The sequence below is a fragment of the Saccharothrix isguenensis genome (assembly GCF_052936305.1).
Window position 1 is genome coordinate 6,465,207 of sequence record NZ_CP193626.1, and the last position, 11,792, is coordinate 6,476,998.

General features: G+C 70.4%; 10 protein-coding genes. 3 read left to right on the forward strand and 7 right to left on the reverse strand.

The genetic code is table 11. The features are described from left to right. Positions 1-51 precede the first annotated feature (51 nt). On the reverse strand, positions 52-768 hold the full coding sequence (bioD, locus tag ACRAKI_RS28830; protein ID WP_447003636.1) for a dethiobiotin synthase: 717 nt from the start codon (positions 766-768) through the stop codon (positions 52-54). Between the two features lie 60 nt (positions 769-828). Between bioD and ACRAKI_RS28835 the strand changes: the two genes are divergently transcribed. Both ACRAKI_RS28835 and ACRAKI_RS28840 read left to right on the forward strand, forming a co-directional pair. Continuing rightward, positions 829-1,068 carry a glutaredoxin family protein gene (locus ACRAKI_RS28835; RefSeq protein WP_447003637.1) on the forward strand — a complete coding sequence of 80 codons (240 nt, stop codon included), beginning with the start codon at positions 829-831 and terminating at the stop codon, positions 1,066-1,068. Between the two features lies 1 nt (position 1,069). After that, positions 1,070-1,720 carry a hypothetical protein gene (locus ACRAKI_RS28840; protein ID WP_447003638.1) on the forward strand — a complete coding sequence of 217 codons (651 nt, stop codon included), beginning with the start codon at positions 1,070-1,072 and terminating at the stop codon, positions 1,718-1,720. Here ACRAKI_RS28840 and ACRAKI_RS28845 read toward each other — a convergent pair. The 3 genes from ACRAKI_RS28845 to dnaE all read right to left on the reverse strand — a co-directional run bounded on the left by ACRAKI_RS28845 (position 1,700) and on the right by dnaE (position 7,805). Next, complete coding sequence (locus ACRAKI_RS28845; protein ID WP_447003639.1) at positions 1,700-2,968, reverse strand: adenosylmethionine--8-amino-7-oxononanoate transaminase; 1,269 nt, start codon at positions 2,966-2,968, stop codon at positions 1,700-1,702. The two genes, ACRAKI_RS28840 and ACRAKI_RS28845, sit on opposite strands and share 21 nt — an antisense overlap. Continuing rightward, entirely contained in the window at positions 2,955-4,193 is a 1,239-nt protein-coding gene (locus tag ACRAKI_RS28850; RefSeq protein WP_447008544.1) for a cytochrome P450 family protein, read from the reverse strand. The genes ACRAKI_RS28845 and ACRAKI_RS28850 overlap by 14 nt, the downstream gene beginning before the upstream one ends. Before the next feature lie 81 nt (positions 4,194-4,274). Beyond that, positions 4,275-7,805, reverse strand: coding sequence for a DNA polymerase III subunit alpha (gene dnaE / locus ACRAKI_RS28855; RefSeq protein ID WP_447003640.1), 3,531 nt, complete (start codon positions 7,803-7,805; stop codon positions 4,275-4,277). A gap of 172 nt (positions 7,806-7,977) precedes the next feature. Between dnaE and ACRAKI_RS28860 the strand changes: the two genes are divergently transcribed. Further along, a complete protein-coding gene (locus ACRAKI_RS28860) occupies positions 7,978-8,874 on the forward strand; it encodes an AsnC family protein (protein ID WP_447003641.1) in 897 nt (298 codons plus the stop codon). A 57-nt stretch (positions 8,875-8,931) separates the two neighbouring features. Here ACRAKI_RS28860 and ACRAKI_RS28865 read toward each other — a convergent pair whose 3' ends face one another. The 3 genes from ACRAKI_RS28865 to lspA all read right to left on the reverse strand — a co-directional run bounded on the left by ACRAKI_RS28865 (position 8,932) and on the right by lspA (position 11,779). Beyond that, positions 8,932-10,146: a multidrug effflux MFS transporter gene (locus tag ACRAKI_RS28865; protein WP_447003642.1), complete on the reverse strand. Its 1,215-nt coding sequence runs from the start codon at positions 10,144-10,146 to the stop codon at positions 8,932-8,934. A 122-nt stretch (positions 10,147-10,268) separates the two neighbouring features. Continuing rightward, positions 10,269-11,201 carry an RluA family pseudouridine synthase gene (locus ACRAKI_RS28870; RefSeq protein WP_447003643.1) on the reverse strand — a complete coding sequence of 311 codons (933 nt, stop codon included), beginning with the start codon at positions 11,199-11,201 and terminating at the stop codon, positions 10,269-10,271. Further along, positions 11,198-11,779 (reverse strand): signal peptidase II, encoded by a 582-nt coding sequence (gene lspA, locus ACRAKI_RS28875; protein ID WP_447003644.1) that lies wholly within the window; start codon positions 11,777-11,779, stop codon positions 11,198-11,200. Before lspA ends, ACRAKI_RS28870 begins: the two co-directional genes overlap by 4 nt. Positions 11,780-11,792: the final 13 nt, after the last annotated feature.

Sequence of the window (11,792 nt, forward strand, 5' to 3'; positions counted from 1 at the left end):
CCGACCCAGCGATGTGCGTCACTGGATTCGGTCGACGGGCGCGCGGCGGGGTCAGCAGGTGTGCGGCGCGGCGAACTTCTCCGGGTCGAAGTCGCCGCCGAACCACGGTGACAGGGCGTTCCGGGCCATCTCCGCGAACTCGGTGCGGTCCAGCGCCGCCGCGCCGTCGGGCAGCACGCCGAGCAGCGGCGCGCCCGCGGCTTCGGGCAGGTCGACGAGGTTGGTGCGGGTGGCCAGGTCGGGTGCGGTGGGCCAGCGGCCGACCACCACGCCGACGGACTCCAGCCCGCGCCGGAGCAGGGCTTCCGCGGTCAGCGCGGTCATGTTCAGCGTGCCGAGGCCGGGGTGGGCGACGATCAGCACGGGCGCGTTGAGCGCCCACGCCGCGTCGGCGATGGTGGAGCCCACGTCGTCGAACCGGACCAGCAGCCCACCCGCGCCCTCGACCAGCACCAGGTCGTGCGTCTCGTCCAGCGCCACGGCCGCCGAGGCGATCCGGCTGGGGTGCACGGTGGGCAGGCCGGACCGGCGCGCGGCCGTGGCCGGCGCCAGTGGTTCGGGATATCGGCGCAGCTCACGAGTGGTCACCGGGCCGGCGAGCCGGACCACTTCGGCGAGATCGCCTGGTTCGCCGTCGGCGACGCCGGTCTGCACCGGCTTGAGCACGGCGACCCGTCGGCCTTCGGCGACGGCCAGGGCCGCCAAAGCGGCGACGACCACCGTCTTGCCGACCTCGGTGCCCGTGCCGGTGATCACGAGGACGCTCACGGGCACCGAGCCTAGGCGTTCACGCACAGTCGCGGCCGGTCACGTTCTAAAGTCACACCCATGAGTGAGATCGTTCTCTACGGGGCGAACTGGTGCGGTGACTGCCGGCGGGCCAAGGCGTGGCTGCGGGAGCACGAAGTGCCGTTCACCGAGGTCGACGTCGAACACGACGACGCGGCGCGCGACCGGGCGATCGAGATCGCCGGCGGGCGCAAGAACATCCCGGTGGTCGTGCTCCCGGACGGCCGGGTGCTGGTGGAGCCGACCGACACCGACCTCGCCGCCGCAGTAGACCACTGACGTGGGCAAGGCGGGCAGACGCGCGCGGCGGCGGGCGAGGTCGAAGGGGGGCGAACGCGATCCGGCCTGGTCGGAGAGCAACCACGCCCGCATCGCCGCGCAGGTCGCCGCCGAGCGAAGGCCGCCCACGTGGTTCGACCGGCTGCCCGGGTGGGCGGCGTACGCGCTCTGCACGGGATTCATCGTCGGCGCGATCTCCGGGCACTACGCGTTGTGGCGGTGGGTGATCCCGTCGGTCGGGGAGGTGGTCGGCCGGATCCCGGTGGTGTCGACCGTGGTGGGCTGGTTGTTCGCCGGTGGCGCGTTCGTCGCGGTCGGGGTCGCCGTGGTGAACGACAAGACCGCGCGCGAGAACACGCGCCGACGCCTCCGGCTGATCGCCTGCGCGTGGAGCGGGTTGGCGATCCTGTGCCTGCCCATCGGCTGGGCGGAAGCGGCCTACCTGCCGACCGACTACTGGGCCGGGGTGTTCGCGGGTTCCTACGGCACCGCGGCCTCGCCGCTGGTGGTCGCGGTGGTCGCGTTCCTCTGGTGGCTGGCGTGGCTGGGGGTGAAGGGCTCGCGCCGACCGGGCAACGGGCTCGTCGGGTGGGCGTTCATCTCCTACGGCGTGTTGCTGCTGGTGTGGGGTTCAACGCTGCTGCGCATGTGACGCCTCGGCCGCGGCGATGACGGCGGCGGCGATCGCGGCCACGTCGTCGTCGGTGCTGATGTACGGCGGCATGGTGTAGATCAGGTCCCGGAACGGCCGCAGCCACACCCCGTGGTCGACGGCCGCGGCGGTGGCGGCGGCCATGTCCACCTGGTGGTCGAGCTGCACGACGCCGATCGCGCCGAGCACCCGCACCTCACCGGGCGCCTGCGCCAGCCCGGACCGCAGCCCGGCCCCGATCCGCCGCACCGACCCGCGCCAGTCCTGCGACAACAGCAGGTCGGTCGACGCCAGCGCGACCGCCGACGCCAGCGGGTTGCCCATGAACGTCGGCCCGTGCGCCAGCACCGGCACCTCGCCGCGCGAGATGCCGTCCGCCACGCGTGGCGTGCACAGGGTGGCCGCCATCGACAGGTAACCGCCGGTCAGCGCCTTGCCGAGGGCCATGATGTCCGGGCTGATCCCGGCGTGGTCGGCGGCGAACAGCTCACCCGTGCGGCCGAAGCCGGTGGCGATCTCGTCGAAGATCAGCAGCACGCCGTGCGCCAGCGTCAGCTCCCGCAGCACGTGCAGGTAGCGCGGGTCGTGGAAGCGCATCCCGCCGGCGCCCTGCACGACCGGCTCCACGATGACCGCGGCCAGCTCGCCGGCGTGCGCCTCGATCAGGTCCGACAGCTCCTGGACGTACCCGGTCTCCATGTCGCGCGGCGGCGCGGACGCGAACACCTGGTCCGGCAGCACGCCCCGCCACAGCGAGTGCATCCCGCCCTCCGGGTCGCACACGGACATCGGCTGGAACGTGTCGCCGTGGTAGCCGCCGCGCCACGTCAGCAGCCGCCGCTTCTCCGGCCGGCCCCGCGACCGCCAGTACTGCAGCGCCATCTTGACGGCGACCTCGACCGACACCGAGCCCGAGTCGCAGAGGAACACGTGCTGCAACGGCTCGGGGGTGATCTCCACCAGCCGTGCCGCCAACGCCACCGCGGGTTCGTGGGTGAGGCCCCCGAACATGACGTGGCTCATCCGGCCGAGCTGGTCGCGCACGGCGTCGTCCAGCACCGGGTGCCGGTAACCGTGGATCGCGGCCCACCAGGAAGACATGCCGTCGACCAGCTCGCGGCCGTCGTCCAGCCGGAGCCGGACCCCCGAAGCCGACGAGACCACGAGCGGCTCCAGGGTGCCCGGCATCGGGCCGTACGGGTGCCAGACGTGCGCCTGGTCCAGCTTCAGCAGCTCATCGCGGTCCACGGGGCGTCAGGCTAACCGGCAGCGACTCGAGCCCGCGCATGAGCGTGCCCTGCCGCCAGCGCAGCGACTCCGGATCGGCCGCCAGGGTGAGGTCGTACCGGTCCAGCAGTGACCCGATCGCGATCTCGCCCTCCATCCGGGCCAGCGGCGCGCCCAGGCAGTAGTGGACCCCGTGGCCGAACGCCAGGTGCCCGCCGGCGGGCCGGGTGATGTCGAACCGGTCCGGGTCGGGGAACCGGGCCCCGTCGCGGTTGGCGCCGTTCAGCGACACGACCGCCACGCTGTCCTTGGGGATGACCACGTCGCCCACCTCGACGTCCGCGAGCGTGACGCGGATCGTGGCTTGGTTGACCGGGCTCTCGTAGCGCAGGAACTCCTCCACCGCGCCCGGCAGCAGCGACCGGTCGGCGCGCAGCTCGGCCGCCTGGTCGGGGTGGCGGAGCAGGAGCAGCACGCCGTTGGTGATCAGGTTGACCGTCGTCTCGTGCCCGGCGACCAGCAGCAGGAACGCCATGGAGATCAGTTCCAGCTGGTCGAGCCGGTCACCCTCCTCGTCGGCGTGGACCAGCTCCGAGAAGAAGTCGTCACCCGGGTTGGCCCGCTTGTGGTCCACCAGCCGGGTCAGGTAGTCCGCCATCCTGCCCGCGGCCACCGGCACCGCGTCCGCGTCCGGGCCGCCGCCGCCGACCAGGATGTTCGACCACACCCGGAAGTCGTCGCGCTCGTCCATCGGCACGTCGAGCATCTCGCAGATCACCGTGATGGGAAGCGGGAACGACAGCGCTTCGACCAGGTCGACTTCGGCTTCGCCCGCCATCCCGTCGAGCAGCCCGTCGGTGATCTCCTGGACCCGGGACCGCAGCTGCTCGACCCGCCGCACCGTGAACGCCTTGGTGACGAGCTTGCGCAGCCGGGTGTGGTCCGGCGGGTCCATGTTCAGCATGTGCCTCATCAGGGACTGGTCGAACTCCCCCGATTCGTTGCTCCCGACCTGGTTGCGCCGCATGACCTCCGGGAACGCCCGGTAGTCCTTGCTGAACCGCTGGTCCGCGAGCGCCTGCCGGGCTTCCTCGTACCGGGTGATGAGCCACGCCCTCGTGCCGCGCGGCAGCACCACTTCGGTCGCCGCAGCCTGCCCGCGCATCCGGGCGTGGAAGGCGTGCGGGTCGGCGAAGTACTCCGGCCCGAGCACGTCGAGCCCGGCGATCTTCTCCCCCACAGGGATCTCCTCCTCCGTTGAGTTAACCCTGTTCACTCAACGATTAGAGGGTCCCTCGCGTCCCCGGAGACCGCTTATCTCACCCGATCAGCCCAAGCACCCCGGTCCGAGCAGCGCCTTCAGGTCGCCCATGAGGGACGGCGTCGGCGTGACCCTGAGCGCGTCGTCCAGCTTCAGCAACGTGTTCCGGCTGCTGTTGATGACGAGGTTCAGGTGCACCTCGGTGGTGCCGGGGTGCGCGGAGAGGACTTCCTTCAGCGACGTCACCAGCTTCGGGTCGCAGCGCGACGCCGCCACCTTCAGCTTCAACGCCTGCGCGCCCAGTTCGGACAGGTCCGGCACGACCAGGTCGTTGGCGATCAGCGACGTCCGGTCCTCCCGCTTCGCCACCCGCGCCTTCACCAGCACGATCGCGTCCTCGGCCACGGACATGCCGTGGACCATGTAGCTCTTGGGGAAGAACAGCACCTCGATGCCGCCGGCCAGGTCCTCCAGCATCGCCGACGCCCACGGCTCGCCGTTCTTGTTCACCCGGCGGGTCACGGTGGTGAGGATGCCGCCCAGCGTGACCTGGGTGCCGTCCTGCACGTCGCCTTCCAGGATGCGCGGGATCGACGTGTCCGAATAGGACCCGAGCAGCTGCTCCACGCCGTTGAGCGGGTGCCCGGACACGTACAGGCCCAGCATCTCCCGCTCCAGCGTGAGCTGGTGCTTGGCCTCCCAGTGCTCGTCCGGGATCTTCACGTCGAACACGCTCGCGCCGTCGTCGCCGCCGCCGTCGCCGAACAGGTCGAACTGGCCGCGCGCCTCTTCCTTCTTGGTCAGCATGATCGCGTCGACCGCCTCGACGTGGACCATGTGCAGGCCCTTGCGCGGGTGGCCGAGCGAGTCGAACGCGCCCGCCTTGATCAGCGACTCGACGACCTTCTTGTTGCACGCCTGGACGTCGACCTTGCGCAGGAAGTCGGAGAAGTCGGCGAACTTCCCCTTCTCCTTGCGGGTCCTGATGATCGCGTCGACCACGTTCGCGCCGACGTTGCGGATCGCGCCGAGGCCGAACCGGATGTCGTTGCCGACCGCGACGAACTCGCGTTCCGACTCGTTGACGTCCGGCGGCAGCACGGTGATGCCCATCCGGCGGCACTCGGCCAGGTAGACGGCCGACTTGTCCTTGTTGTCCGAGTTCGTGGTCAGCAGGGCTGCCATGTACTCGCCGGGGTAGTTCGCCTTGAGGTACGCGGTCCAGTACGCGATCAGGCCGTACGCGGCGGAGTGCGCCTTGTTGAACGCGTAGTCGGCGAACGGCACGAGGATGTCCCACAGCGTCTTGATCGCCTCGGCCGAGTAGCCGTTGGCGCGCATGCCCGCCTCGAAGCCCTCGTACTCCTTGTCGAGGATCTCCTTCTTCTTCTTGCCCATCGCGCGGCGCAGCAGGTCCGCCTGGGCGAGCGTGTAGCCCGCCACCTTCCGGGCGATCGCCATGACCTGCTCCTGGTACACGATCAACCCGTGGGTCGTGTCCAGGATCTCGGCCAGCGGCTCCTCCAGCTCCGGGTGGATCGGCGTGATCTCCTGCTGCTTGTTCTTGCGCAGCGCGTAGTTCGTGTGCGAGTTCGCGCCCATCGGACCCGGCCGGTACAGGGCGATGACGGCCGAGACGTCCTCGAAGTTGTCCGGGCGCATGAGCCGCAGCAGGTCGCGCAGGGCGCCGCCGTCGAGCTGGAACACGCCCAGCGTGTCGCCGCGGCCCAGCAGCTCGTACGTCTTCCGGTCGTCGAGGGAGACGGTGGTGATGTCCACCTCGCCCTTGCCGTTGAGCGCGATGTTCTTCAGCGCGTCGTCGATCGTGGTGAGGTTGCTCAGGCCCAGGAAGTCCATCTTCAGCAGGCCGAGCGTCTCGCACGTCGGGTAGTCGAACTGGGTGATGATCGACCCGTCCTGCGGGCGCTTCCAGACCGGGATGTGGTCCGTCAGCGGCTCCGCGGACATGATCACCGCGCAGGCGTGCACGCCCGCGTTGCGGATGAGGCCCTCCAGCCCGCGGCCGGTGTCGATGATCTCCTTGACCTGCGGGTCCGTCTCGTACAGCGCGCGCACCTCGGCGGCCTCGGAGTACCGCTTGTGCTGCGGGTCGAACACGCCCGACAGCGGGATGTCCTTGCCCATCACGGCGGGCGGCATGGCCTTGGAGATCCGGTCGGCCACCGCGTAGCCCGGCTGCCCGTACAGCACGCGGGCCGAGTCCTTGATCGCCGCCTTCGCCTTGATCGTGCCGAACGTGATGACCTGGGCGACCTTGTCGGCGCCCCACTTGTCGGTGACGTACCGGATCACGTCACCGCGCCGGCGCTCGTCGAAGTCGATGTCGATGTCGGGCGGGCTGACCCGGTCGGGGTTCAGGAACCGCTCGAAGATCAGGCCGTGGGCCAGCGGGTCGAGGTCCGTGATGCCCATCGCGTAGGCGATCAGCGCGCCCGCGGCGGAACCACGGCCGGGGCCCACCCGGATGCCGTTGGCCTTGGCCCAGTTGATGAAGTCGGCGACCACCAGGAAGTAGGACGGGAAGCCCATCTGGAGGATGACGTCGATCTCGAACTCGACCTGCTTGCGGTGGACCTCGTCCACGCCCTCCGGGAACCGGCGGCGCATGCCCTCCCAGACCTCGTCCCGGAAGTAGTCCGCCTCGGTCTTGCCGTCCGGCGTCGGGTAGCGCGGCATCAGGTTCTGGAACGCGAACATGCCGGTGGTGTCGACCTTCTCGGCCACCAGCAGGGTGTTGCGGCACCCCTCCTGCCAGGCGTCCGACGAGTCGATCGCGCGCATCTCGTCCGGCGACTTCAGGTGGTAGCCCGTGCCGTCGAACTTGAACCGGTTCGGGTCCTGGAGCGTCTTCCCGGTCTGCACGCACAGCAGCGCCGCGTGCGCGTCGCGGTCCTCGGAATAGGTGTAGTGCGAGTCGTTGGTCACGACGAACGGGATGCTGAGCTTCTTGGCGATGTCCATCAGCCCGCCGCGGACCCGGCTCTCGATCTCGATGCCGTGGTCCATCAGCTCGACGAAGAAGTTCTCCGCGCCGTAGATGTCGCGGTACTTCGCGGCGGCCTCCAGGGCCTCCTTCTCGTGGCCCAGGCGCAGCCGGGTCTGGACCTCGCCGGACGGGCAACCGGTGGTCGCCATCAGCCCCGCCGCGTGTTCGGCGATCAGCTCGACGTCCATCCGAGGCCACTTGCCCAGCTGGCCCTCGGTGGAGGCACGGCTGGACATCTTCATCAGGTTGTGCAGGCCCTCGTTGTTCCGGGCCCAGATGGTCTGGTGCGTGTACGCGCCGCTGGCGGAGACGTCGTCGGACTTCTGCCCCGGGTCGCCCCACAGCACGCGCTTCTTGTTGAAGCGCGACTCCGGCGCCAGGTACGCCTCGATGCCGATCACCGGCTTGATCCCGGCGGCCGTGGCCTGCCGGTAGAAGTCGTAGGCGCCGTACATGTTGCCGTGGTCGGTGATCGCGGCGGCGGTCATGCCCATCCGCTCGCACTCGGCGAACATGTCCTTCAGCTTGGCCGCGCCATCGAGCATCGAGTACTCGGTGTGCACGTGGAGGTGCACAAACGAGTCGGACACCCAAACCCCCCTGAAGATCGCAGCGGGCCCGGGACTCGAAGCGCTCGGGCAAGACGGGCCCGACCCTATAACGCCGGCGGTCCCGGTTCAGCACGACACTCCCCGGTCGCGCCGAACCGGCCGGGCGGGGCGATGGGACGGAGATCGGTCCAGGCGGGTAGCGTTCTCGGGTGTGGTAGCGCCGGACCCCGTCGACGCCCGTCTCCTGGCCATGATCGCCGAGATGGGCCGCGCCGCCGTGCACGAGGTGGCCGCGCGGCTGGGCATGGACCCGCGGGAGGCCGCCACCAGGCTGATCACGTTGTCCGGTAGCGGGCTGCCGCTGCTGGTCGGCGTGGAGTGCGACCCGAACGGCATCCGCAAGGCGTTGGCGAACAGCGTGGCGTGGGGCAGCTACTCGGGGCCCGGCGGCCAGGCCGTCCGCGGCACGCCGAGCGGGCCGTACCCGCCCGCGCCCGGCACGGTGCACGGCACGCCGTCCGGCTCGTACCCCGGTCATCCCGTTCCGCAGGGGCCGCCCAGCGCGCCGTTCCCCGCGCAGCCCGGCGGGGTCTCCGGTCCGGTGCCCGTGTCGGAGCCGATGAGCACGTGGGGTGTGCCCGGCACGTCCGGTTGGGCCCGCGGCGACCAGGCGCCCGCGCCGCGGCCGCGCACCGGCAAGATCGGCAGCACGTTGGAGACCGAGGGCCTGGAAGGCGCCCGGTTGACCATCCAGCTGGTCGAGGTGGTCGACCCGGCGGACTTCCTGTTCACGGCGGCCGGGTACAAGCTGGCGGTGGGCGAGCGGGCCGTGGTCGTGCACACCGAGCTGGCGAACGTGGGCCAGGTGCCGTTCAACTCGCTGCCCGACATGTACCTGGTGCTGATGACCAACAAGGGTGAGACGGTGACGAAGGCGCCGGTGTCGCTGTCCTCCCGACCCCCGCACAAGATCGGCATCCAGCCGGGCGAGACCGCCGGCGGCCACACCGTCTACATCCTGCCCGAGAACACCGTGATCTTCTCGGTCCGCTGGAGCTCCCGCCCCGAGACCGACCTCAACACCCTGGTCTGGACGATCGACGACTGATCCGCGAGTCCTCCGTTCAGAACGCGTGAGTCCTCCAGAACGCAGGACTCGCGGGGGTCAGGCGGGAACCGGGGTGGGGGTGGTGTCCCGGGTGATGCCCACGTCGCCCCTGGTCAGGGTGGCGAACAGGATCACGGCCAGCACGGTCGCGGACGCCATCACGGTGACCATCGGCATGACGCTCGCCGAACCGCCCGCACCGACCAGCGGTGCCATCAGGCCACCGACCAGGAACGTCGTCACGCCGAGGACGGCCGACGCGCTGCCGGCCGACTCCGGGTGCCGGGACATCGCCAGCGTGGACGCGTTCGGCATGAGCAGGCCGACACCCATCGTCAGCAGGAACAACGGCGGCAGGAACGTCGCCAGCCCGCCACCCGCCACACCGCCGGCGAACAGGCCGATCCCGCCGACCACGCACCCCGTCATGCCGATCTTGAGCAGTGGACGCGGCATGATGCGCCCGGTCAGGGCCGTGTTCAGCAGGCCGGCCACCAGGACCGCCACCGAGTTCAGCGCGAAGACCAGGCTGAACTGCTGCGGGGTGAGCCCGTACACGTTCTGCAGGATGAACGACCCGCCGGCGACGTACGCGAACAGCGAGCCGAGGGCCAGGGCCGACGCCAGCGCGTACCCCAGGAACTTCCGGTCGGCCAGCAGCCCGCCGAACACCTTCACCGTCAGCAGCAGGTTCGCCGGGCGGCGCCGGCTCGGCGGCAACGTCTCCCGCAGGCCCGTCGCCAGGGCGATCAGCAGGATCAACCCCAGCACACCGAGCACCACGAACGTGCCGCGCCACGACGTGAACCGCAGCAGCTGACCGCCGATCACCGGCGCCAACACCGGGCCCAGGCTGTTGACCAACATCATCAGCGACATGAACCGCGCCATCGCCAGACCCTCGAACCGGTCCCGCGCCACCGCCATCGCGATCACGAAACCGGCCGCCACGCCCAGCCCTTGGAGCAGCCGCAGACCGGCGAACGCGAGGGCGCTGGGCGCGAGGGCGCACACGAACGAGATCACGACGTAGCCGCTGATCCCGACCAGCAGCGGCCGGCGCCTGCCCCACGAGTCGGACAGCGGTCCCACCAGGAGCTGACCGGCCGACAGACCGAGGATGAACGTCGTCAGCGACAGCTGGATCTGCGTCTCGGCCGCGCCGAACTCCGCCGCGATGGCCGGGAACCCCGGCAGGTACATGTCGACCGACAGCGGACCGAGCAGGCACAGCGACCCCAGCAGCACCACCAGTCGGGTCCTGTTGTCCATGCGCACTTCCCCCAAGGCGTCGTTTGTCAAAAGCTTCGCAAGACGAACGACCTGAGGAAAGCGATATGTCCGACGTCACCCGCCGGCCGCGGGACTTTCGTCCGCGCGGCGCACCGGACCGGTCAGTAGCCCTCTGCCCGCAGCAGTTCCAGCGCGGCGGAGAGGTCGTCCGGGTACTCGCTGGTGTACGAGACCCACTGACCGTCGGCCGGGTGGTGGAAGCCGAGCGTCCGGGCGTGCAGCCACTGCCGGGTCACGCCGAGCCGCTTGGCCAGCGACGGGTCGGCGCCGTAGGTCAGGTCGCCCACGCACGGGTGCCGCAGCGCGGAGAAGTGCACCCGGATCTGGTGCGTGCGGCCGGTTTCCAGGTGCACGTCGAGCAGTGACGCGGCCCGGAAGGCCTCCACCACCTCGTAGTGCGTGATGCTGGGCTTGCCGTTGGCCATCACGGCGAACTTGTAGTCGTGCTTCGGGTGCCGGTCGATCGGGGCGTCGATGGTGCCCTTGATCGGGTCCGGGTGCCCCTGCACGAGCGCGTGGTAGAGCTTGTCGACGGTGCGTTCCTTGAACGCGTGCTTCAACGCCGAGTAGGCGTGCTCGCTCTTCGCCACCACCATGACGCCGGTCGTGCCGACGTCCAGCCGGTGCACGACGCCCTGGCGCTCGGCCGCGCCCGACGTGGCGATCCGGATGCCGGCCGCGGCCAGGCCGCCGACCACGGTCGGACCGGTCCAGCCGGGGCTGGGGTGGACGGCCACGCCGACCGGCTTGTCCACCACGATCACGTCGTCGTCCTGGTGCAGGATCTCCAGGCCTTCCACCGGCATGACCTGCACCTGGACCGGCCGCTCGGGCTCGGGGAGGGTGACCTCCAGCACCGAGCCCGCGATCAGCCGGTCCGACTTGCCCGCGGGCTGCCCGTCCAGCAGCACGTCGCCCGACTCGGTCAACCCGACGACCACCGTGCGGGACAGGCCGAGGAGCTTGGCGAGGCCGGCGTCGACCCTCATCCCGTCCAGGCCGTCCGGAACGGGAAGGGTCCGATAGCCGCTCATGCGCCCGCCTTCTTGGCCGCGGGCTTCTCCACGCGCGTACCGTCGTAGTCACGTTGGAGCAGCGCCATCAGCACGATCACGCCGCCGCCCACGCAGATGGCGGAGTCCGCCACGTTGAACACCGGGAAGAAGTTCCCCCACGGGTCGAGCACCGAGATGAAGTCGACCACGCCGCCGCGCAGCGGGCCGGGACTGCGGAAGATGCGGTCCACCAGGTTGCCCATCGCGCCGCCGAGGACCAGGCCGAGGCCGATGGCCCAGCCGATCGACCGCAGCCGGCGCGCGATCCACAGGATGAACCCGACCACGCCGAACGCGATCAGCGCGAGGGCCACCGTCCAGCCCTCGGCCAGGCCGAACGCGGCACCCGTGTTGCGGATCAGCGGCAGGTAGACGAGCCCGCCGAACAGCTCGATCGGCTCGCGCCCCTCCAGGTGCTCCACCGCGAGGATCTTGGTGACCAGGTCGACGGCCAACACGAGCGGTGCGATGACGGCCAGCAGGAGGACCCGTCGCTTGGGCAGCGGTGCGTCCGGCTGGTCCGGCGTGTCCGGCTCGGTGTTGGGATCGGTGCTCACCGGACCATTGTCC